Annotated in this window: 17 protein-coding genes; 4 read left to right on the top strand and 13 right to left on the bottom strand. The window is 36.3% G+C overall.

Annotated elements, in window-relative coordinates; translation table 11 throughout:
- Nucleotide 1: 1 nt before the first annotated feature.
- From WMO14_RS01050 to WMO14_RS01010, 9 genes are all read right to left on the bottom strand, one after another.
- Nucleotides 2-616 (bottom strand): hypothetical protein, encoded by a 615-nt coding sequence (locus WMO14_RS01050; protein WP_055174525.1) that lies wholly within the window; start codon nucleotides 614-616, stop codon nucleotides 2-4.
- A gap of 252 nt (nucleotides 617-868) precedes the next feature.
- Complete coding sequence (locus WMO14_RS01045; protein ID WP_022502008.1) at nucleotides 869-1,849, bottom strand: diaminopimelate dehydrogenase; 981 nt, start codon at nucleotides 1,847-1,849, stop codon at nucleotides 869-871.
- 132 nt (nucleotides 1,850-1,981) lie between these two features.
- A complete protein-coding gene (locus tag WMO14_RS01040) occupies nucleotides 1,982-3,949 on the bottom strand; it encodes a hypothetical protein (RefSeq protein WP_349153126.1) in 1,968 nt (655 codons plus the stop codon).
- A gap of 199 nt (nucleotides 3,950-4,148) precedes the next feature.
- Complete coding sequence (locus WMO14_RS01035) at nucleotides 4,149-5,582, bottom strand: oxaloacetate decarboxylase subunit alpha (RefSeq protein ID WP_022502010.1); 1,434 nt, start codon at nucleotides 5,580-5,582, stop codon at nucleotides 4,149-4,151.
- Nucleotides 5,583-5,785: 203 nt separating this feature from the next.
- Nucleotides 5,786-6,937 carry a sodium ion-translocating decarboxylase subunit beta gene (locus WMO14_RS01030; protein WP_090140650.1) on the bottom strand — a complete coding sequence of 384 codons (1,152 nt, stop codon included), beginning with the start codon at nucleotides 6,935-6,937 and terminating at the stop codon, nucleotides 5,786-5,788.
- Nucleotides 6,938-6,983: 46 nt separating this feature from the next.
- Nucleotides 6,984-7,352 carry a biotin/lipoyl-containing protein gene (locus WMO14_RS01025; protein WP_055174518.1) on the bottom strand — a complete coding sequence of 123 codons (369 nt, stop codon included), beginning with the start codon at nucleotides 7,350-7,352 and terminating at the stop codon, nucleotides 6,984-6,986.
- Nucleotides 7,353-7,355: 3 nt separating this feature from the next.
- On the bottom strand, nucleotides 7,356-8,204 hold the full coding sequence (locus WMO14_RS01020; protein WP_349153125.1) for an OadG family protein: 849 nt from the start codon (nucleotides 8,202-8,204) through the stop codon (nucleotides 7,356-7,358).
- Nucleotides 8,205-8,220: 16 nt separating this feature from the next.
- On the bottom strand, nucleotides 8,221-9,666 hold the full coding sequence (locus tag WMO14_RS01015) for an acyl-CoA carboxylase subunit beta (protein ID WP_055174514.1): 1,446 nt from the start codon (nucleotides 9,664-9,666) through the stop codon (nucleotides 8,221-8,223).
- A gap of 163 nt (nucleotides 9,667-9,829) precedes the next feature.
- A complete protein-coding gene (locus WMO14_RS01010) occupies nucleotides 9,830-10,480 on the bottom strand; it encodes a thiamine diphosphokinase (protein ID WP_090140652.1) in 651 nt (216 codons plus the stop codon).
- A 251-nt stretch (nucleotides 10,481-10,731) separates the two neighbouring features.
- On the opposite strand from WMO14_RS01010, the gene WMO14_RS01005 reads away from it, so the two are divergent.
- Entirely contained in the window at nucleotides 10,732-11,340 is a 609-nt protein-coding gene (locus tag WMO14_RS01005; protein WP_090140654.1) for a hypothetical protein, read from the top strand.
- Between the two features lie 241 nt (nucleotides 11,341-11,581).
- Here the strand turns inward: WMO14_RS01005 and gltA are convergent, their stop codons facing one another.
- The 4 genes from gltA to WMO14_RS00985 form a co-directional block, all read right to left on the bottom strand.
- Nucleotides 11,582-12,967, bottom strand: a complete 1,386-nt coding sequence (gene gltA / locus WMO14_RS01000; RefSeq protein ID WP_055174508.1) for an NADPH-dependent glutamate synthase — start codon at nucleotides 12,965-12,967, stop codon at nucleotides 11,582-11,584.
- A gap of 20 nt (nucleotides 12,968-12,987) precedes the next feature.
- On the bottom strand, nucleotides 12,988-13,866 hold the full coding sequence (locus WMO14_RS00995; RefSeq protein WP_022502018.1) for a sulfide/dihydroorotate dehydrogenase-like FAD/NAD-binding protein: 879 nt from the start codon (nucleotides 13,864-13,866) through the stop codon (nucleotides 12,988-12,990).
- A 54-nt stretch (nucleotides 13,867-13,920) separates the two neighbouring features.
- Nucleotides 13,921-15,660, bottom strand: coding sequence for a chitobiase/beta-hexosaminidase C-terminal domain-containing protein (locus WMO14_RS00990; RefSeq protein WP_349153124.1), 1,740 nt, complete (start codon nucleotides 15,658-15,660; stop codon nucleotides 13,921-13,923).
- Nucleotides 15,661-16,136: 476 nt separating this feature from the next.
- The gene (locus WMO14_RS00985; RefSeq protein WP_349153123.1) at nucleotides 16,137-20,021 is read right to left on the bottom strand and encodes an Ig-like domain-containing protein; all 3,885 of its coding nucleotides are present in this window, start codon (nucleotides 20,019-20,021) and stop codon (nucleotides 16,137-16,139) included.
- A 322-nt stretch (nucleotides 20,022-20,343) separates the two neighbouring features.
- Between WMO14_RS00985 and WMO14_RS00980 the strand changes: the two genes are divergently transcribed.
- From WMO14_RS00980 to WMO14_RS00970, 3 genes are all read left to right on the top strand, one after another.
- Nucleotides 20,344-21,456, top strand: coding sequence for a sugar kinase (locus tag WMO14_RS00980; RefSeq protein ID WP_012739150.1), 1,113 nt, complete (start codon nucleotides 20,344-20,346; stop codon nucleotides 21,454-21,456).
- Nucleotides 21,457-21,699: 243 nt separating this feature from the next.
- Nucleotides 21,700-22,413, top strand: a complete 714-nt coding sequence (locus WMO14_RS00975) for a LytR/AlgR family response regulator transcription factor (RefSeq protein WP_349153122.1) — start codon at nucleotides 21,700-21,702, stop codon at nucleotides 22,411-22,413.
- Between the two features lie 11 nt (nucleotides 22,414-22,424).
- Nucleotides 22,425-23,789 carry a sensor histidine kinase gene (locus WMO14_RS00970; protein WP_349153121.1) on the top strand — a complete coding sequence of 455 codons (1,365 nt, stop codon included), beginning with the start codon at nucleotides 22,425-22,427 and terminating at the stop codon, nucleotides 23,787-23,789.
- Nucleotides 23,790-23,961: the final 172 nt, after the last annotated feature.

Below are 23,961 nucleotides of genomic sequence, written 5' to 3'. Positions count from 1 at the left end.
TTTATTCCTGAACCAAAAGTTCTTTGAAATATGGTAACTCAAGTGCCCAGTCACAGAATGTATGCCATTCTGCAAGCTTATGGTTTCTTCTTGAATAATACATTCCTGCAAGATTTTCATAATTAAATGTGCAGGTACGCATCTGATTATAGCTTTCTGGAAGCAACTGAATCATACTATACCAAAGGTCTTTATCCTTAGTTTCTATGAACTTCTGGCGTATTGTTTCAAGAAAATCTATATTCTTCTGCATCATATCTAACGCCTCAGAAGTACAATGGTCAACGCTGAAATCTTCCATTTCAAATGACTTGCTGTGGATTTTATGCATTGTACTTGTTGAATTGGCAACTGTTCCAACCTTATATGTATCGTATTCCTTCCACCAGTAGATTGGTGCTGTTATATCTACTGTTACAAATATCTGTCTTATAAACTTTCTATGGTCTGAACCAGCCTTGCAGAGCCTTTTCGCTAAATCTAAATCATTAGGTCCAAATGTGAATACTCCATTTTCTGTCTTACTATCCATTCTAGCCCAGCTATTAAGCGGATTTCTCGCTCCTCTCATAGCATTTTCAAAATTCATAACTTCAAATCTTTCAAGCTTAATCATCTATTCAAATACCTTTCTGTGTTTATTAGTAACGTATATTGTGACATTATTATAAATAACGCATACATATTTATATTACACTATTATTAGTGCAAAGTATATAGTTGACTTAAAATAATAAAATTGACCTTTAGAAGCCATAATATACCTCCAAAGGTCAATCTTATTTTAGTTCATAATATTTATGTAATTAATTCTTACAATAATTACATTATCAATTCCTGCAATATAATATTAATAACACCATATTAATTAAAGAAGGCTCTTGCGTAATTCTGCTCCATCCTTAGCACTAAGATATGCAGGTGCAATATCAAATACTGTCTTACAACCGCTCTGACCTTCCTTATAAAGACGATAAGCTGCTCTTGCATATGCTACGATAACGCAAGATGTGAATTCTGGGTTAGAATCAAGCTTTAAGCTGTATTCTATAACGTGATTGTTCTCTTTGTTCCAGCCTGTCTTTCCTGTACGGATAACAAATCCTCCGTGAGGAATTCCACTGTGGTTTTTCTTTAATTCTTCTTCACTGATAAAATGTACTGTTGTATCGTAATCAGCGAAATAGTTAGGCATATTCTTGATTGTTTCTTCTACCTTTGCAGCATCAGCACCTTCCTCTAATACTACAAAACATTCTCTTGTATGCTTCTGTCTTGTTGTAAGCTCTGGATTCTCGCCATTTCTTACAGCTTCTAAGGCTGCCTCAACTGGAATTGTATACTGCTTGCCATCCTTGACGCCCTCAACTCTTCTGATAGCGTCTGAATGTCCCTGACTTACGCCCTTACCCCAGAATGTATAATCTTTGCCTTCTGGTAAAATAGCATTGGCATACATACGGTTTAAAGAGAACATACCTGGATCCCAGCCTACTGATATAATTCCAACGTGTCCGCTCTTCTTAGCCGCAGAATCAACATTTTCAAAATGTTCTGGAATTCTTGCGTGTGTATCAAAGCTGTCAACTACGTTAAACATCTCTGCAAACTTTGGTGTCTGTACTGGTAAATCTGTAGCACTTCCACCGCAAAGAATCATTACGTCTATCTTATCCTTCCACTGCTCTACCTCATCTACTGAGCATACTAAAGCACCCTCTGTCAATATAGATACGCTTTCTGGTGCACGTCTTGTAAATACTGCTACAAGCTCCATATCTGGATTTTGCCTGATAGCACACTCAACGCCTCTTCCAAGATTTCCGTATCCAATAATACCTATTCTCATATTCTGCCTCCATTTTATACATATTTACTGTATTTCACATATAATTAATGTGAACAAACACTTCTTTAATATTACTTTTTGAAAATACATATGTCAACTCTCATTCAGGCAGTTTTTTATCAATAAATATTATTACTGTTCTTTCTTTAGCTTACCAGCCATTAAAATTGTAAATCCAATGCCCATTAATGATAATACTAATAAATATCCTGCCCAGTATATATGTGTCATATCTCCTGTCTGTGGTGTTTCAACTGTATTACCTGCGGCTTCTGTTACATTTTCTACTGATGTGCCTGGTAAACTTATATCTGATGAACTGCTTGTAATCTGCTGTTTTGTAATAAGATATGTTGAGCAGTGATCCTGTTCTACTGTCATATAACCATCATTATCAACTACAGCTGACATCATACTAATTATTGTTCCATCATCTAAGAGCTGGCTGTAATAAAGTGTCTGGCCTGCATATGCTTTTCCAACATTTAACTTAATACTTGCCGTTGCTGGAAGCACGCCGGAATAATTGTATACAATCTTAGATACGAATATATCCTCTGTTACATCTGCCGGCATATCTCCTGCTTCTTTTATATCAGAAGTAATTGCTGTTGAGAAGTCATATATTGCAACCTGTGATACTTCTGACATTGTTCCTTTTGCAAATGTAAATGTAACATCATTGTTAGATTTGATAACAACATCATTCACCTTGTTATCTTCAATAATCTTTCTGATTTCATCAGCCTTAATAGTTGTGCTGCCGTCTGATACATCTACTACTGTATTAGTGGTGCTTGACTCTGGTGTCGATGGCTTCTCATCTGCTGGTGTATCTGTTGTGTTGTCAGATGGATTATTGGTTGTGTCTCCTTTTGAATTATCTGTCGTATTATCACTAGATGATTTAGCTGTAAATGTAAGCCTATCTGCTACACATTCAACATTATAAAGACCTTCTATCTCTGTACCGTCATACTTGTATCCGTCTGGAAGATTATCACTTCCCACTACAGGATTGTATGTTGCTACAGGATTGTCATAATCAATAAGCCATAATTCATCATTGCTTCGTTCATCTACACCAAGCTTTTCAAGAAGCTTACATATTCTATAATATGATGTTTTATTTTCATAAACATATGCAGATACATACTTTTCATTTGTTGCTGTATTGATTATAACCTGACTTGTTCCGCCGCTTCCACTGTCTGACTCATAATATGAAATTGGATTGTCTAATGTGGTCTTGGTATATCCAGCAGGGATATTATCATATTCACCTACTTTGTCAGCATAATATACATCGCCCATAGCTTTCTTTGTAGTAAGCTTATATAATGTATAAGTCACTTTAGCAGGTTCAATATATGTCAGCTCTTTAATATAATATAATGAAGTATTATCTGTCTCGTTCTTATATACTATATTAGTTGTATAAGGGTCGTACTCATAATACCTGGCACATAATCTTGATATTTCCAGCGGATGTGAAACATTATATGTCACATTTTCCTTTAATGTTCCATTATCCTTAATTGGCTTGTTAGTGAGATTATCGCTTGTATACACTACTGCCTTTGAACCAGAATATATTGTAACATTACAGGTGTCTGCAACTGAAAGCACCGAATTAGTTCCCTCAGCAAAGAAAGCTATTCCATAATCATCTGATTTGTCTGCATTAATTACCAAAGAACCATTACCACTTATATTGATGGAACCACCCCATGCATCACCATATGAACCTATACTTCCGATTTCATTATCACCAACAAGGTTAATCTTGAAATCATCACCCATCATATTAGTAACTATTACTGTTGTAGAGCTTTTATAATTATTTAATGTAAGTGTATTAGACTCTCTGTCATAAGACATTCCATCTATAGAATTAGTGCCTTCTGATGAGAATAGCAGATTACTTTCCTCTCCATTTCTTACATTAATATAAGCATAAGCCCAATCACCAGTATCACATGGTCCATTGGCAGCTTTTACTTGTGGTACTGCAAATGAAACTGCTGCCGATACAGCAAGCACAACAGCTGTAACTAATGCTGCCATTTTCTTACTATGACATTTTTTGTTTTTCACCATAAACTTTGTTCCTCCTGTTTCTTATATTTTTATGCTGCTATATTACTTTATTTATCCTTATAATTACAGTTGTCATATATCCCAATCTGCCAGAAAATGACAAAAATGGGCGTGGGACTAACGTCCCACGCCCATTTTTTCACTTAAAACCACCAGTTGTTGCGGGTTCTACGAAAAAAACAAATCATACCGCTAGCTATTAAACTGGATATGCCTTATTCTCTGTATCAGCCTTAGCAGGGTCAACCTTCTTCTGCTGTGCTTCTCTATACTTGAAGAACTCAGTAGCAACTGCTGGGAATAATGCGTATGAAAGCACATCTTCATCCTGCTGCTTGTACTGCTGTACGACTGGGTCATTCTTGAACTTCTCAAGCTGTGGCTCAATAAGATCTGCCGGACGGCAGGTAATAGGTGTAGCATCACCTATAGCCTTCTTCTGTACTTCTGGGTTGAATGGCTTAATTGTCTGTCCGAATTCACCCATAAGAACCTTCTTAGATTCCTTAGTAATCATCTTATAACGCTCGCCCTGTAATACATTAAGAACAGCCTGTGTACCAACAATCTGTGATGATGGTGTAACAAGAGGTGGTTCACCAAAGTCCTTACGAACCTTAGGAATTTCCTCAAGAACTGCCTGATACTTATCTTCTGCACCAGCTTCCTTAAGCTGTGATACAAGGTTAGAAAGCATACCACCAGGTACCTGATATAATAATGTCTTAATATTAACACCAAGAACCTTAGTATTCATAAGACCTGACTTTAATGCTTCTTCTCTCATTGGCTGGAAGTAAGCAGCTATCTCTGCAAGAAGGTTCTGGTCAAGACCTGTATCGTACTCTGTACCCTTAAATGCCTCTACCATAACTTCTGTAGCCGGCTGTGATGTTCCCATTGAGAATGGTGACATAGCTGTATCGATAATATCAGCACCTGCTTCAACAGCCTTCATATATGTCATTGAAGCAACACCTGATGTATAATGTGTATGCATCTGGATAGGAAGTGAAGAACCATCCTTTAATGCCTGTACAAGCTCTGTAGCCTTAGCAGGAACAAGTAAACCTGCCATATCCTTGATACAGATAGAATCTGCACCCATATCCTCAATTCTCTTAGCTGTTTCTTTCCAGTAATCAAGAGTATATGCATCACCAAGTGTATAGCAAAGTGCTATCTGTGCGTGAGCATTAGGATTTTCTTTCTTAACAAGCTTAACTGCCTCAACTGATGACTTAAGATTTCTTAAATCATTGAAACAGTCAAATATTCTGATTATATCAATACCATTAGCGATAGACTTCTGTACGAAATATTCTACAACGTCATCTGCATAATGATTGTATCCGAGGATATTCTGTCCTCTGAATAACATCTGTAACTTTGTATTCTTAAAACCATCTCTTAACTTACGAAGTCTTTCCCAAGGGTCTTCCTTAAGGAAACGAAGTGATGCATCAAATGTAGCACCGCCCCAGCACTCAACTGAATGATATCCAACCTTATCCATCTTGTCTATGATTGGAAGCATCTGCTCTGTAGTCATTCTTGTAGCAATAAGTGACTGATGAGCATCTCTTAATACAGTCTCAGTTATCTTTAATGGTTTCTTAACCTGATCTGCCATCTTAAACTCCTCCTATATATTCCTATATATAAAGTAAATAAACTCTAATTAAGCTGCGTAAGTAACTTCTATTCAGACTTAGAAGGTCTTATGATATATATAGACCATTCCTCTGTCCACAACGAAGTTGCGTAAGCAACTTCTAATGAATTTAGAAGGTCTTAGTCTGCGTATTGTGCAGACTTAGAGCTTCTTAATTCAATTTACATAACACCAAACATCGCCATAAATGTACCAGCTGCAACCGCTGTACCAATAACACCGGCTACGTTAGGTCCCATAGCGTGCATCAAAAGGAAGTTAGAAGGATCTGCTTCTGAACCAACCTTCTGTGAAACTCTGGCTGCCATAGGAACCGCAGATACACCTGCTGAACCAATAAGTGGATTAACCTTACCGTGTGTAGCCTTACACATAATCTTACCAAATATAACACCTGCCGCTGTACCAAAGCCGAATGCAATAAGACCTAATGCAACAATCTTTAATGTATCAAGATTGAGAAAGGCTTCTGCACTTGTTGTAGCACCAACTGATGTACCAAGAATAATAACAACTATATACATAAGTGCATTGGATGCTGTTTCTGTAAGCTGCTTAACAACTCCTGACTCTCTAAAAAGGTTACCAAGCATAAGCATACCAACAAGTGGTGCTGTTGTAGGAAGAATTAATACTACAACGATTGTAACGATAATAGGGAAAAGAATTTTCTCAAGCTTAGATACAGGTCTTAACTGTTCCATCTTAATCTTTCTTTCTTTTTCAGTTGTTAATAACTTCATAATAGGTGGCTGAATAATTGGTACAAGTGACATATATGAATATGCTGCAACCGCTATTGGTCCAAGGTAATTCGTCTGTCCTAATTTACCAGCAAGGAATATTGATGTAGGACCATCAGCACCACCAATAATAGATATAGCTGCTGCTGCCTTATCTGGGAATCCCATAAATATAGCCATAATGTAAGCAGCGAATATACCAAACTGTGCTGCTGCACCTAAAAGGAAACTCTTAGGATTAGCGATAAGTGGACCAAAGTCTGTCATCGCACCAACACCAAGGAAGATAAGTGATGGCAGAATACTCCATTCATCTAATAAATAAAAATAATGTAACAAACCACCTACGCCATTGCTTGAATCTTCAATAGATAACATAATATCCGGGAAAAGATTAACAAGTAACATACCAAATGAAATAGGTACTAAAAGCAGAGGTTCATATTCTTTTTTGATTGCCAAATACATGAAAAACAGCGCAACCAGAATCATCAGATAATTACCCCAAGTGAGGTTAAAGAATGCTGTCTGGTGAACGAGGTTTCCCAATGTTGATAAAATATATTCCATTTTTTACCTCCGTATATTATCTCTACACAACTAATTGATATATCAATTAGTTCATAGAAACTAATACTTTACCTGACTCTACTGAATCACCAGCTGCACACTCAACTGTAGCAACTGTACCATCCTGTGGTGCACAGATTTCATTTTCCATCTTCATAGCTTCAAGAACGAGTAATACATCACCCTTCTTAACTGCTGCGCCCGCATTAACGTTAACCTTAAGAATCTTACCAGGCATTGGTGCATTAACCTTTACTGCACCCTGTGCGCCTGCTGGTGCTGCAGCCTTTGGCGCTGCCTTAGGAGCTGCTGCTTTTGGTGCTGCTGCCTTAGCTGCACCTGCTGTGCTTCCTGTTCCTTCTTCTACAGTAACATCATATACATTACCATTAACTGTTATTGTATAATTCTTCATAATTTATTTCCTCCTGCTATTAACCTTTCTAATTGAACGAACTACAAGTCCGTCTGTAGATGTATTCTCTGATGCAGCAATAGCTGCTGTTATAACTGCTATAAGTTCAAGATCATCAACTTCTTCATCCTGCTCTTCGCTTGAAACTATCTGAGCAATAGCATTATCAACGCCCTGGGCACCATTAGATGCTTCATTCTTAGCCTTATTTCTATTCTCAAACTTATTGATGTACTTAAATAATGAAATAATGAATGAAATAAATATAAGTACAACGAATACTGTTCCCATACCGATAAGAGTATTCATTACCGCTTTATACATCTTCTGTCCTGTAGTATATGATGGATTGATAGCACCATTTTCAAGTGTATAGTCATCATTAATTACGAATTCAAATGTACATTTATCATTTTTCTCATATGAAGTATCAACTGTAATAGTACATAACTCACCTGTCTTGCTATTGAGTTCTACATTAATTTCATTGATACTCTTTAAAGCACCTAACTCACCTCTTGTGCTATTCCAGCTATTATAAAAAGCTATTGTCTTAACACTAATTCCACTCTGGTCAACAATGTATAACTTATTATTTACCATTGTAAGTGATTGAGCTGCCTCTGCATCCGCTGTTATCTTAGCAGAATCATTCTTATCAAGATATGTAATCATATCTTTAACCCAGTCTACAAGATAAGCCTCACTGGCATCAAGCTGCTGCTGTTTTAATTCTGTCTTGGCACTTGCTGTTGATATAGTGCCATTAGATGAACTGCAGGCTGTCATACAGAATACACAGATAAGTAATGAGAATAACACTAAGAACTTTTTAAACTTAATTTTCTTCATATTATCACCTCTTCAATTATACTGTGCCATGCTTCTTATCTGCACGAACCTCTCTTTTATCAAACAACATTTCAAATGCTGCAATAATGTACTTTCTTGTATCTTCTGGGTTAATAATTGTATCAACATAACCTCTTGCAGCTGCCTGCTCAACGCTTGACTGTAATGCTGCATATTCAGAAGCCTTTTCATTAATCTTAGCTGTAACATCATCTGCTGCTGCGATTTCATCAGCATACATAATCTTAGCAGCTAAAGAAGCATCCATCATACCGATGCTTGCCTGTGACCAGGCATATACCATATCTGCACCTACTGACTTAGAATTCATAGCTACATATGCGCTTCCATAAGCTTCACCTGTAATTACATTAACCTTTGGCACATCTGCGTTAGAAAATGCATATACTAACTTAGCAGCTGCCTTGGCAATTGTCTTCTCAGCTCTTACATTAGCTTCAAAGCCCTTAACATTAGTAAGCGAAAGCACTGGTATTTCAAATGCGTTACAGAATGTTACGAATTCGGCTGCCTTATAAGCTCCATCTGTAGTTAATACAGCTGCAAACTCTTCTGCCTTTTCGCCATTCTCATCATATATTGCTGTTCTGTTAGCAACAGCACCAACTGTAACTCCATCAAGCTGAATGAAGCCAGTTACCATTTCCTTAGCATATTCAGCCTTAACTTCTACAAATAATCCATCATCTGAAATATCTGTAAGAGCAAGTGCAGCATCAGCTATCTCTGCTGACATATCAGCGCATACTCTGTTAAGGTCGTCCTGATTATCTGTGTATACAGCACCTTCCTCATTATTAGATGGAAGCATTGATACAAGCTGTCTTACTCCATTAGCGATTGTTTCTTCATCACCAATGAAATCTGCAACACCTGCTTTAGCCATAAATTCTGCACTTGATGTATCAAGCTTAGATTCATAGTTGCCATCTAATGCGTTAGGACTGTTAACAAATAACTTAGCCTTCTTTTCTTCCACAAATACGAAATCTGAAAGTTCTGCAAGAACAGCAAGACCTCCACCACATTCACCGTATACGGCTGTAATCTGTGGAACAATTCCAGAAGCTAATGACATATTCTTATAAATCTGTCCAAAGCCGTCAAGGGCGTCTGTTGCTTCCTGAAGTCTTAAACCTGCGCAGTCAATCAGACCAATCACAGGAGCTCCCATTTTCATTGCCTTCTCATAAAGATTAGCAATCTTCTTGGCATGCATCTCACCAATTGTTCCGCCTAACACAGCAGCATCCTGGCTATACACATACACAAGATTTCCATTGATAACTCCATATCCTGTGATTACACCATCAGATGGAGCCTTTTTTTCCTGCATGTTAAAATCTGTTGCTCTTGCTGTAACAGCCGCTCCGATTTCAACAAAACTGCTATCATCAAGAATTGCTTCGATTCTTGATAAAGCCTGTGTAGTATTACTCATCACCGAGACCTCCTCTTTGTTATATATTGCTTAATGCAAACAACTATTGTTTATTTTATAACAATGTAAGTTAAATTACAAGAGATTTGTTGTTGCTTTCCACGTTATTTTGTTAATTTCATACGCATTTTTCATTAATTTTGCACATAGGACATATATGTTATTAATCTTTTGTTTCAAGAACTATAATAAGTCCTTTATGAACCTTAATTATTCCCTGTTCATCTTCTACCTCGTTGCTCTGGCATATACTTAATCCCTGCTTTAATTCATAATTATCAAGCGTATATTTAAATCCCTCAAGGCTTAAACTGACATTTTCTGACATAGGAATAATTGACACATATCTTCCATACTGGCTGTCTTTACGAATTATATGTATTCCATCAGCCTCACTTAAAAGATATATATAATTGTGTTCATCAACTATATGGCAGTCCTTTCCACAATCAGCCACCACCTTCATATTTCCTATATTGGTAATTGTGTGATCCATTCTTGTTCCTGTCGCACCAAGTATATATATGTCTGTTGCACCCTTTTTAAGTGCTGTCATAATCGCAAGATGTGTGTCGGTATAATCTTTTTCTTTAGGATATGTCTCAAATTCAGTATTACTCTTATATGTGTCAAGCACATCTTTATCTACTGAATCGTAATCTCCAAGCAGATAATCCACCTTCAATCCAAGCTTATCAGCATACTCAAGCCCGCTGTCAGCCGCTATGCAATAATCAAATGTCTGATTATCAAGCCATTCCTTAGCCCACGCAACATTAATACTTCCACCTGTAACAATAAGAGCCTTGCTCATCTTCTATAACCTCCTTTTTAATTATCAATCTTTTAAATTTTCTGCCCATGTTCTTTAATTTTTCACATTTATACTTTATAATTAACCAAATAGTAATTAAGCGTATATATTTTAATAAGCAGACAGCATTTTCATTCTGCTTACATCTGGTAATAGTACCACATTTTACTGCTTATATATAGTTTAATTTACGCGAAGCATTTTAATGCTACATATTACATATTATTTATATACACAGAAAGGAGATTATTGTGAGCAGCTTAAATTCACAGTCAGACAATACAGTTGATGAACACATCATTGACGAAGCTAAGCAATCTGGCATTTCTGAAAAAGAAGCCAAAAATATTATCGAGGAAGAAGAAGGCATTGAGCTTTTACAGCACTCTGGCAATCTGTATGAGTCAACAGATGACAAATATAAAGATAACTTGTCGTCTGCAATAACTTTTTTTGTATGCGGTGCTGCTGGAATTATAATTCTTATTCTTAATGACATCGGAATATTAAAGTTTGTAACAAAAGGTAGTTCTAATTTCATACTTGTAAATGTTGTTCTTGGTCTTTTATTTGTTGGATTTATCGCAATAGGTTTCTGGTCTTTAAAGTATTCCAAGAAAATCAAGTCAAACGCCTCTATCGAAAATGAAGCAACGGACACTATTATCAACTGGCTTAATGACAATGTAACCAAAGAAGACATTGAAGGTTCTTACAACAATGATATTGCAGAAGAAATGAAATATTTCAACAGAAGTGATTACATCAAAAATGCTATTATGAAACAGTTCCCTGACACGTCTGAAGGGTTATGTGACACTATCTCTGATAAATACATTGACAGCATTTTCAATATGTAAATCAACTTTACAAAAACAAAAAGAATATACAGGCTTCTATAAAAAGCATACAATCAGCTTTATAAAAACACTGGCTTCCATAGAACCATACAGTCTGCTATAAAATCACGCAGCCTGTCAATGCTAAATATTACCCAGCTATAATCAGGCTATAACATAAGATAAGCAAAAGCTGTTGGTTTATTATCTAAACACTGATAATAAATCAACAGCTTTTTACTATTATTGTAAATATAATTACTTACTTTGAAAGGTACTCATCAATACCCTTAGCAGCAGCTTTACCAGCTCCCATAGCAAGAATAACTGTTGCAGCACCTGTAACAGCATCACCACCAGCGTATACGCCTTCCTTAGATGTCTGTCCATTAGCTTCTTCTGCTACAATACATTTTCTCTTATTAATCTCAAGACCCTTAGTTGTAGATGAGATAAGTGGGTTAGGTGATGTACCAAGTGACATAATAACTGCATCAAGGTCCATTACGAATTCTGAATCAGGGACTTCAACAGGCTTTCTTCTTCCAGAAGCATCTGGCTCGCCAAGTTCCATCTTAACACACTTAATACCTGTAACATTACCCTTATCATCTGTAAGGACTTCTGTTGGGTTAGTAAGAAGGTCAAATATAATCCCCTCTTCTTTAGCGTGATGTACTTCTTCTGCTCTTGCAGGAAGTTCTTCCTCACTTCTTCTGTATACAATATGTACCTCAGCACCAAGTCTTAATGCTGTTCTTGCAGCATCCATAGCAACGTTACCACCACCAACGACAGCAACCTTCTTAAATCTTGCTATTGGTGTATCATAATCCTCTCTGAAAGCTTTCATAAGATTGCTTCTTGTAAGGTATTCATTAGCTGAGAATACTTCATTAGCATTTTCTCCTGGGATACCCATAAATCTTGGAAGACCAGCACCTGAGCCGATAAATACAGCATCAAAACCTTCTTCATTAATAAGCTGGTCAATTGTCATTGACTTACCGATTACTACGTTAGTTTCAATCTTAACGCCAAGCTTCTTAACATTTTCAATCTCTGATGCAACAACTGTCTTCTTTGGAAGACGGAATTCTGGAATGCCATATACTAATACTCCACCAGCTTCGTGAAGTGCTTCAAATATTGTAACATCATATCCCATCTTAGCAAGGTCACCGGCACAAGTAAGTCCTGAAGGACCTGAACCGATAACAGCCACTTTCTTACCCTTCTTCTCTGTTGGCATCTCTGGTGATACATTGTTCTCTCTAGCCCAGTCAGCTACGAATCTTTCAAGCTTACCAATTGATATAGCTTCGCCCTTAATTCCTCTTATACACTGACCTTCACACTGTGTTTCCTGTGGACATACACGACCACATACAGCAGGTAATGCAGATGACTTTCCAATAACCTTGTAAGCTTCTTCAAAATTACCTTCTTTTACATTATGTATGAATTCCGGAATATTGATTGATACTGGACATCCCTGTACACATTTAGCATTCTTACAATTAAGGCAACGTGTTGCTTCTTCCTGTGCCTCTTCTGCATTATATCCAAGGCATACCTCATCAAAGTTCTTATTCCTTACATCTGGAGCCTGTTCCCTTACTGGAACTTTCTTCATAACATCCATTATATATACCTCTTTTCCGTTGATTAATTACATTGTCCACATCCACCGTGATGTGTATCTCCTTCAAGGGCTGCAAGCATAGCTCTGCCCTCTTCTGTCTTATATGTCTGCTGACGTTTCATAGCCTGGTCAAAGTCTACTAAATGTCCATCGAACTCCGGTCCGTCTACACAAGCGAACTTAATCTCATCACCAACCTGAAGTCTGCATGCACCACACATACCTGTACCATCAACCATAATAGGGTTCATACTTACAACTGTAGGTATACCTAATTCCTTAGTTAAAAGACAGACGAATTTCATCATAATCAATGGTCCAATCGCTATACATTTGTCATACTTCTTACCCTGTGCATAAAGATCTTTAAGTACATCTGTACCCATACCTTTTCTTACATAGCTGCCATCATCAGTTGTTATATAAAGATTACCTGCCACTGCCTTCATCTCTTCTTCTAATAAGATAAGGTCTTTGTTCTTAGCTCCAACGATAACATCAACATCTACACCATGCTCATGAAGCCATTTTACCTGAGGATATACTGGTGCTGTACCTACACCACCTGCTATAAATACGATATTCTGCTTCTTTAAATCCTCAATATTCTCGTGAATTAATTCTGAAGGGCATCCTAATGGACCAACGAAATCACTAAAAGCATCACCTGCTTTAAGGTGAGACATTTTTTCTGTTGATGCTCCTACTATCTGGAATACAATTGTTATTGTTCCAGCTTCTCTGTCATAATCACAGATTGTAAGAGGAATTCTCTCTCCTTTTTCATCCATTTTAACAATTATGAACTGGCCAGGTTCACAGTGCTTAGCAACTCTTGGTGCTTCAACATCCATAAGAAAAATCTTTTCTGCTAATTTTTCAGCCTTAAGAATCTTGTACATTTTATTACCCCTTTCAGTTATATATTATCTGAAGTGTTAATCACACATCAAAACTTAATTATATGCGGCTGCACTATATGCTCCGCCATTCTGTGTCACTGTATAGCAGTCACCTGTCTTAGTCGCGACACCATAATAACCAGCTGTAGAAGTCTTTCCCGTCTTAGATGTCACATCATATCTTACAACGAACATCTCAACTCCATCTACAGTTGTCCTTGACTGATATACAAATGTAACTGTAGAACCATCAGCAGCTGTAGTTCCATCTGACTTAAGCACTCCCTTTGATATAAGCTTTCCTTTTAATATCTCAAGTGCCTCATTATATACATATGTCTTAGCCTTGTTGACAACATAGTTACGCTTAACAACACTGCTTGACTGGTTATGCGAATCAATTATAACAACAGATATTACATTATTACCTGTTGGAATTGTAAATGGTTCAGAGTATTCCTCCGAATTCTTAGTTGGTGTAGAACCATCTAATGTATAATACGCTGTACTGCCAACTGGAATATTATCTATTGTCACAGTCTGTCCTTCCTCATATGTTCCTGAGGCAGGACCTACTGTTGGTGCAGATGGCTTCTTAAAGTCAACTGTATACTCCAGCTCCACAACATCACTGCACACTCCTATGTCACTAATAGCAATAGCCTTTATTGTAGTAGTACCACTCTGTATTTCTATTGCTGTACCTGTGTAACGTTTACTTTTCTTATCTGGCTCAGTCTTATCTGTTGTGTAATATATTGTTGAACTGCTGTTCTCTGTAAATTGTAACTTAATCACATCATCATAGCTTCCAGCTTCAACTGATGGCTTAGGGGTTTCAACAACATAATCTGTAAGATATTTGTAACCCTGTTTATCCTTATAATATTTAATAAGCTTATTAAGACTTGTTCCATCTTTCTTAGTATTATATATTGAAGCTAATGCTTTTATAGCTTTCTCATTATTCTCATCAAATGATAAAATATCCTTTAACACTTCAATTGACATATCTGTATTATCTGTTGCAGCATAACACTGATACAATGTATATTTTAAATCTACATTTTTCTTGCCTTCAGATAACTTGGAAGCTTTAGCAAGATACTTAATAGCATTATCATAATCCTTGTTCTGATAAGAACCCATTCCTTTATCATAATTAAATTGGAACGAATTCTTATTCTTATTATTAAGAACAACTCCGACAACTATACCTATAATAACTACTAAAGCAGCTACTACACAGGAAACAGCTATAATCATCTTTTTCCTCTTAGCATCCATAGGCTTCTTATCCTTTTCCTGCACGCTGTCATCTTTCTCATTATTACCATTATCCATATGTGCATCAGAACACTTATCCTGCTGTTCTGCCTTATTATATTCTTTTATCTTTTCAGAATTTCTAACTGTATTGTGTTCTTTTGGCTTTTCAGAGTCTTTGGTCATATTATAATCTTTTATCGGCTCTGACTCCCTGGCTTTGTTGTATTCTTTTACTCTGCTGGTATCATCTATATTATTCTGTTCTTTATTAGATTGAAGTTTTTTGTCTGCATTCAAATCACTGATATTAATTGTAGCATCACTTACTTTAGTGAGCATATCATCTGTGACCTTAGGTATAACTCTTGTCTTACCCATTGTTTCATCAGCCAACTCATCATCTTCATCCGATAACTCGTTCTGAGTATCTATGAACGCTTTAGCAACGTTAGTTTCTTCTTCAACAAGCTTTTTCATTGATTTAATTAACTCATTATCTAACTCATCTTTGTCATTGCTATTCATACTTATTCCCCTGCCTTTATATTTTAACTAATAAATTCTAACATATTGATACTCAATAATCAATAAATTAACAAATTAAACTTTTTGAACTTTATAGCCATTACCCATTTGATATATATTATTTTATTATTTTCTTAATTCTTTTTATCGTTCTTTCACAAATAAGACATACTTTGCACACAATTACAGGTTATATTAATAATCAGATAGCAAAGTTAATTCTTTCTATCTCCCCCTCATATTAAATAATAAAGAACAGGCACCATAAGAATAATCTTATAGTGCCTGTTTCTTTTTATATTGTCTATTTTGTTCTATAAGCCGTTTATTATTACAGTCAGTTCCATTATGTTCTGATAACAGCCAAAATATTATATAAAGAATGGTTATGCCAGACTTGAATGTCTGGCATAACCATCTTTAAGTTCTATAATATCTTTAAAGCTTATATCAAGAATTGAAATTTCCCAGCAGTATTACCTGATGTTAGTAACTGTTACTGTACAGCTAAGTGTCTTATTATGAACTGTAGCTGTTACTGTAGCTGTTCCTGCCCGTCTACCTATAACTTCACCTGATGATGAAACCGTACATACTCTTGGATTAGAACTTCTCCAGGTAACAGCATCTTCTGTACCTATTACATCTAGATTAAATCTATCGTACTGCTCCAATCTCACTCGTGATGTACTCATAGCAAGCGAATGTACCGTACAGGAAGCTTCTACACTGCTGTTATTGCTTATAACAAACACATCTGCAGTACCAGGACCAACGGTTGTGATTACACCATTCTGGTCTACCTGTACAATTCCTGTATCTGTTGAATACCACTCATAAGAATCTGTATTATTAACAGGTCTTACAATTACTGATAACTGTCTAGCTCGTCCAGAAAGCATATATATTTCTTTAGAGTTAATTCTTAATGATGATATGTTAACAACTGGTGTTACATATACCCAGCATACACCCTTAACTTCGTTACCGTCTTGTGATGTAGCTGTTATCTTACATTTACCAGTACTAAGGGCAAATATTTCTCCCGACTCATCTACTGTTGCAATAGCTTCATTAGATGATGTCCATGATACATCTTTGACAGTTGCACTATCTGGTGTTATGACTGCTGTAACCTTAGCTGAATCACCAACAAGAAGCCTTACTGTATCTGGTTCAACTGTAATTCCTATTACAGGATCAACAACCTTTACAATACAAGAAGCACTAACACCACTTCCGTCTGCCGCTGTTGCTGTAATAACTGCATTACCAACTGAGTTGGCACTTAAGTTACCATTGCCATCTACATAACATATATCATAATTAGAAGATGACCATACTATATTCTTATTAGTAGCTGTATCCGTTCCAACAGAAGCAACAAGCGTTCCTGTTGAACCAACATTCATAAATTTATCAGTTTCACTAAGAGTTATTGATGATACGTACTCTTTTACTACAATCGTACACGCCGCCGTTAACTTATTAACTTCGGTTGTCACTTCAATTATACAACTTCCACCCTTTAATGCTGTAACAACACCATTTTCATCTACTGTTGCTACTGATGGATCACTTGATAAATATGTAACATTCTTATTCTCAGCATCATAAGGTTCAACTACCGGTATGATTGCATATTTAGCTCCAACCCATAATTCCTGATAATCTGAGTTAAGCGAAATTCCTGTTACCGGCTGTGTAACCGTTACAACACAATATGCTGTAAGTCCTGTATCAACATTGGTTGCAATAATAGATGTTGTACCAGCACCTACTGCTGTAACCTTACCATCGCTCTCAACTGTACACACGCTCTCATCACGGCTTTCCCAGCTGATAATCTTATTATCTGCATTCTCTGGAAGACAAGTAGCATTAAGCCAGAATACCTGACCCTGTCTTACAGTTATATCTGTTGTATTAAGTATAACCTGTGTTACAGGCTGTTTAACATATATATTACACATTGCTGTGTAGTTACCGTCCAATGACTTACAAAGGATTGTACAACTTCCTGTTCCAACTGCTTCTACAAGACCATTAGAATCTACGATACACACATTAGTATTAGAAGATTCCCATACTACTGTTCTATTAGTAGCTGTTACCGGAAGAACCTCTGCTGTAATTCTTAATGTACTGCCTATTGACATTATCTCATCAGTATAATCAAGCTTAATCTGCTCTACTGGTATGCTTATGATAAAGTTACAAGTAGCTATATATGCTCCATCTGTTGTCTTACATACGATCGTACAATATCCTGGCTTAACATACTTAACAAGACCATTCTCATCTACTGTTGCAACTGATGGATCTGATGATGTCCATGTTACAGCACGGTCAACACCTTCGCCTGCTGGAAGAACAGTTGCAACGAGCTGATACTGACCAACTGCCATCGATGATTCAACTGTTGTTGCATTAAGTACAAGACCTGTTACAGGTTCTCTTACATATACATCACAAGTTGCTACTTTAAGTCCGTCTTCTGTTATGACCGTAATTGTTGTTGTACCACCAGATACACCAGTAATTGTAGCTGTATAGCTGTCACCTTCTACTGTTGCAACATCTGTATTAGATGATGACCATAATACTTTATTATTAGTTGGTGCTGATGGGTTAAATATAAGCTGTACAGTATCAGATGAACCTCTGTCTACTGTAAGTGATGAAGGATTAATAGTAATCTCACCCACTGGTGTTGTAACATATACAACACAGGTTGCTTTCTTAATAACGCCATTAACATTCTGTGTCACCTTAATATGTGCTATACCTGATGCAATACCTGTTACCTTGAATGTTCTTCCGTCTTCTGACTGAACTACATTAATTAAAGTCTCAGTTGGAACAACTCCTGCTGCATCTGGCTGATTCTCTACTGTAAATGTAATATCATCCTTGCTAGGATTATTAGTTACAAGTGCCACAAGGTTCTGTGTATCACCTATATTAACACTCATTGATGTAAGGCTTAAGCCAAATCCATCGATAACTGTAATCTCATAAGAAAGCTGATTATTAAGCTTGTACTTTGTTGAAAGTTCATCGTCAACTCTTGTTGCATATATAGTAGCTTTACCAGCTCCCATTGCTGTAACAAGACCTGTTGTTGCATCAACCTGAAGTACGCTGTTATCAGATGTTGACCAGGTAACCTCTGTTGATTTAGCAGAAGTCTTAAGCTGTATTGAGTCACCCACATTCATATTGCTTACATCATTGCCAAGCTTCTTAAATGGTACAACAACATTAACTACATCTTTGGTCGCCCAGCCTATGTTACCCTGTACATCATTACTTGCAACACCTGCTGTTGCCTGGGCTACACCTGCGTTAACACCTTTTACGCTGCCAGCCTTATATGTAATTACGTCTGTATCTGATGATACATATGTAACACCTGCTGTTGCTGGATACTTAATATTAGAAGGAATTGCTTCTTCTTTAAAGTCTTCAAAATCTTTATCTGATAATGTAATAAATCTTGTACCATCAGAAAGCTTCTGAATAGAATGTCCTTCTGAGTTAGCAACTCCATCAGTGTATTCGACCTTTGATGTTATCTGGTATGTTGCTGTAAGAGAATTGATACCATCACCATCTGCTGTTCTTACTTTAAGATTAGTTCTACCACCACCGACAATCTTAAGTGTTACTTTAGCACCTGAAGATGATACTTTCTCTACAATACCATCTTTAGAAAGACTTCCTGTCTTATCATTGTCTGTTTCAACAAATATTTTATTAGTATCATTGGCATTAGATGTTATCTCAATAATATCTCCTACCTGATAACAAAGCATTTCTTCTTTTGTAAGCTCTACACCATTTCTGTATGCCTTAAAGCTGTTAATCTTTAAAGGAACGATGATATCTACAGAGTCATTTCCAAGCTCTTCTTCATAAGTAATGCTACCGTCTGGTCCGTAAGCCTTAGTATAATATGTAGCCGTAATTGTTGCCTTACCTGCTCTATTACCATATATTGTAGGATTGGCAGTGCCTTCTGCTGTGTCTGCATATTTAGTTCCCGCACTATCACTTACGACAAATTTAATAATATCAGAGTTGGATACTGTCCATTTAAGATTTCTTACTGCCGGCTTATAATTATCCGGTGAATCCTGACTGACATTATTCTCATCTCTTCCCGACATAGTTGCCACGATGCTGTTCGACTCTGTGCCCTGATTAACAATTGTTGCTGTCGTTGTCACTGATACAGTGACACTGGAATCAGCTTTAGCAAATACCATATATCCGCCAAATACGAATATAACAAGCATTGCTGAAAGCAATATTTTCCATTGGATTTTGAGTTTTCTTAACTTCTTGATATTGCTCATATATATGCCTCATTTCATAAATATTATTCATTGGTATACTATTTTAGAAATATTTTACAATATCTCCACAATATTTTCAATAAGCAAAAAGTTCTATTTTCAATAATTATGTATATTTTTTTAACATTTCACTTTTTATAAATTGCATTACATCTTACATAATACATTATATTTCAATTTATATATAATGTAACTTACCAATATTCTTTTTAATCAGTGGAAAATTGACAGCTTTATACAAAACTTTACTTAAATATATAGATTAAATCTAAATTATATGTTAATATGATTATGTAAAAATTTATTTGGAGGTATCTAAAAAATGAAATTAAATTTAAGACCAGCTGAAGAATGCACATTTGATGCTGTATCTTTAGGTGAAGTAATGCTTCGTCTTGATCCAGGTGAAGGAAGAATTCGTACAGCAAGAAGCTTTAGAGCATGGGAAGGTGGCGGAGAATATAACGTTATCCGTGGTCTTCACAAGTGCTTCGGTATGAGAACTGCTGTTATCACATCTTTCGCTGATAACGAAGTAGGTCTTCTTATGAAGGACTTCATCGAACAGGGTGGTGTTGATACATCCCTTATCTGCTGGAAGAAGACAGATGGTATCGGTCGTCTTTGCAGAAATGGTCTCAACTTCACAGAAAGAGGATTCGGTATCCGTGGTGCCAAGGGTTGCTCAGATAGAGCTAACACAGCTATTTCTCAGGCTACTCCAGAAGATTTCGACTTTGATTACATCTTCAAGAACAAGAGCGATGGTGGCTTAGGTGTTCGTTGGTTACATACAGGTGGTATCTATGCTGCTCTTTCTGAACAGGCTTGTGAAACTGTTATTGCAGCTTGTAAGGCAGCTAAGAAGTACGGTACAATCGTATCTTACGATCTTAACTACAGACCATCTATGTGGGAAGCTATTGGCGGTTTAGCTAAGGCTCAGGAAGTTAATAAGGAAGTTGCTAAGTATGTTGACGTTATGATTGGTAACGAAGAAGACTTCACAGCTTGCCTTGGTTTCGAAATCGAAGGTAACGATGAGAACCTTAAGACTCTTAACCTTGATGGTTACAAGAAGATGATTAACGAAGCTGCTGCTACATACCCTAACTTCAAGGCTGTTGCTACAACTCTTCGTCAGGTTAAGACAGCTACAGTTAATGACTGGTCAGCAATCTGCTGGGCTGATGGTGAAATCTACAAAGCTGCTCAGTATGATGGACTTGAAATCATGGATAGAGTTGGTGGCGGAGATTCATTCGCTTCAGGTCTTGTATATGGTCTTATGACATTTGAAGACGCTGAAAAGGCTGTTAACTATGGTGCTGCTCATGGTGCATTAGCTATGACAACTCCTGGTGATACAACAATGGCTTCTCTTAAGGAAGTTGAAGGTATCGTTGGTGGAGCTGGTGCCAGAGTTCAGAGATAATTAAACATTGTTTTAGTTAATCCATTTAAACTTATGCTTTTAAGCATAAAAAGGAGGTATACAGAATTCCGTATACCTCCTTTTTCAGTTATATAACACAATAATTGAAATAAATCAGCTAATTAACACTATTTATCATATCAACCTACATTTTTCAACGCGAACAATGTAAATTTCTATGGAATTTTATCAAAAAGAAATATATAATAACGTAAGTATTAATTGTTAGAAGTGGAGATTACTATGAAGATTGCCGTATGTGATGATGACCAATACGAATTAGGTATTATAAGAGAACTTTTAGATAATTATGAAGCCTCATCTAATATCAGCTTCACAGTGAAATATTATAACAGCAGTGTCGAGCTTGCTTCTACTGCTGGATTTGAGAAGTTTGACATATATTTTCTTGACATTATTATGCCAGTAATGAACGGACTTGCACTCGCTAATGAAATCCGTACCTTTGATAAAGCCGCACCTATAATATTCTTAACTTCATCTTCCGAATTCGCAGTAGACAGCTATGAAGTAAAGGCATTTAATTATCTGTTAAAGCCCGTGAACAAAGAACGCCTGTATACTACGCTTGATGATTTAATAGACTTCTTTCACATCGAACAGACAAACAACATAATTATTAAGAACAATTCAGGTATACACAAAATCCGTACATCTGATATTGTCTATGCGGAAGCATTAAACCGCAAGGTAACTATTCATCTTAAAAATGGAGAACACATAACATCAACCGATGTATTCTCCTCAATATGTGATACACTTAGTATTCACAAGGGATTTATTCTTCCACACCGTTCATATATTGTAAATATGAACTACATAAGTACCATTATTAGTAATGAAATTCATCTGAGCAATAACAAAACAGTTCCATTGGCACAACGCCGTGTCGTTGAAATCAAGAAGCAGTATTTAACTTTCCAGATGGAAGAATAACAGGGGGCTATATGTATATTTCTACTTTATTAAATCTTATTAATTATATCTTTGTTCTTATCTTTGGCATTATTGTATCATTTTATTTTGCTGATATACGCTTGGAAGATAACCATAAGCTGTTTATATATACAACTCTCACATTTGCGTTATTTCAGGCTGTATGCTATCTGCTACTTGGTCAGAATGTGCTTTATAAAAGCTATCCTTTCCTTATACATATACCTTTAATTCTTGTCATAAAATTTGTCTGCCATAAGAATATATACATTTCATCAATTGCAGTTCTGTCGGCTTATCTTATGTGTACCCCAAGAAAATGGTTCGGCACTGCTGCCGCTTACATTTTCAAAGATATTCCTATGATATCAGATATTGTAACTATTATTATTACAATCCCACTTATATTTATTGTAATTAAATACATTTCTCCTTACATAATAAGGCTTAAGAACGAATCAAAGACCATTATATCAATGTTCTTTCTCCTGCCTCTTACTTATTATATTTTAGAGTACGCATTCACTGTATACACAGACCTGTTATACCGCGGAGAAGCTGTTGTTATAGAATTTATGGACAGCTTTATTGTCATACTCTATTTTATATTATCAACAGTTATACTGGCTCTGTTAAATAAGAAAAATACCGCCGAGCGTGAAAATATCATTCTCTTGTCCGCAGCTGCACAGGCAGAAAAAGAGATTGCCCAGTTATCGGACTATCAGAAACAAGCAGCTATATACCGCCACGACTTGCGCCACCATATGAACTTTATACAGAGTTGTCTTAATGATAACAGCTATGCACAGGCACAGGATTATATCAGTGAGATATGTACCAGTCTTAACAACAGCCAAATAACGAGATACTGCGATAATGAAGCCGTCAACCTTATATTATCTTCCTATATTGCCAAAGCTGACAAATATAATATCACCACACAAGTGTCAGTTACTGCCGCCAACCTTGCTGACTACAAGCCAACTGACCTTTGCAGTCTATTTGCAAATGCACTTGAAAATGCCATAAATGCCTGCAAGCTTGTACAGACAGCCAGGACATCTATTAATAATTCATATAGCAGCATATCCGACACTGCTTCTGACTACAATTCCGGCTGCACTTCTGACTACGGCGAGGTTAATTCTAATCGTATTATCACAGTAAAGGTGTTTGATAAGAATAACAAATTATGTATTAATATCACTAATACTTATGCTATTGAACCTGTATTCGTTAATAATACTCCTGTATCGGATAAAGCCGGCCATGGTATTGGTATCAGAAGCATAATATCTGTGATTGAGAAATATAACGGTGTATATGATTTCTTTACTGAGGATGGGTTGTTTTATTTTCAGGCGTGTATATAAATATACACCACCATAAAAAGGACTGTCATTTATGGTGACAGTCCTTTTTCATTATATTAATTGGTTTTCAATAATTTATTTAATTTCTTATCAAAAGTTTTAATATCGTATCCCTTCATATACTAATAATTATATCTATATATATTATACCCACAAAATGCCTTTACAGCAA

This window comes from Lachnospira rogosae (ex Hitch et al. 2025) (assembly GCF_040096455.1).
GTDB classification, from domain to species: domain Bacteria; phylum Bacillota; class Clostridia; order Lachnospirales; family Lachnospiraceae; genus Lachnospira; species Lachnospira rogosae.
Note: the sequence above shows the minus strand (reverse complement) of the source record. Positions and strands in the feature narration are given on the sequence as shown.

Bases quoted from the DNA above. Each gene is read 5' to 3' on its own strand.
- WMO14_RS01025 (WP_055174518.1), bottom strand. From the start codon at position 7,352: ATGAAGAATTATACAATAACAGTTAATGGTAATGTATATGATGTTACT.
- WMO14_RS00970 (WP_349153121.1), top strand. From the start codon at position 22,425: ATGTATATTTCTACTTTATTAAATCTTATTAATTATATCTTTGTTCTT.
- WMO14_RS01050 (WP_055174525.1), bottom strand. From the start codon at position 616: ATGATTAAGCTTGAAAGATTTGAAGTTATGAATTTTGAAAATGCTATG.
- WMO14_RS01020 (WP_349153125.1), bottom strand. From the start codon at position 8,204: ATGAAGAAAATTAAGTTTAAAAAGTTCTTAGTGTTATTCTCATTACTT.
- WMO14_RS01035 (WP_022502010.1), bottom strand. From the start codon at position 5,582: ATGGCAGATCAGGTTAAGAAACCATTAAAGATAACTGAGACTGTATTA.
- WMO14_RS01015 (WP_055174514.1), bottom strand. From the start codon at position 9,666: ATGAGTAATACTACACAGGCTTTATCAAGAATCGAAGCAATTCTTGAT.
- WMO14_RS00985 (WP_349153123.1), bottom strand. From the start codon at position 20,021: ATGAGCAATATCAAGAAGTTAAGAAAACTCAAAATCCAATGGAAAATA.
- WMO14_RS01030 (WP_090140650.1), bottom strand. From the start codon at position 6,937: ATGGAATATATTTTATCAACATTGGGAAACCTCGTTCACCAGACAGCA.
- WMO14_RS01045 (WP_022502008.1), bottom strand. From the start codon at position 1,849: ATGAGAATAGGTATTATTGGATACGGAAATCTTGGAAGAGGCGTTGAG.
- WMO14_RS01040 (WP_349153126.1), bottom strand. From the start codon at position 3,949: ATGGTGAAAAACAAAAAATGTCATAGTAAGAAAATGGCAGCATTAGTT.
- WMO14_RS00975 (WP_349153122.1), top strand. From the start codon at position 21,700: ATGAAGATTGCCGTATGTGATGATGACCAATACGAATTAGGTATTATA.
- WMO14_RS00980 (WP_012739150.1), top strand. From the start codon at position 20,344: ATGAAATTAAATTTAAGACCAGCTGAAGAATGCACATTTGATGCTGTA.
- WMO14_RS00995 (WP_022502018.1), bottom strand. From the start codon at position 13,866: ATGTACAAGATTCTTAAGGCTGAAAAATTAGCAGAAAAGATTTTTCTT.
- WMO14_RS01010 (WP_090140652.1), bottom strand. From the start codon at position 10,480: ATGAGCAAGGCTCTTATTGTTACAGGTGGAAGTATTAATGTTGCGTGG.
- WMO14_RS00990 (WP_349153124.1), bottom strand. From the start codon at position 15,660: ATGAATAGCAATGACAAAGATGAGTTAGATAATGAGTTAATTAAATCA.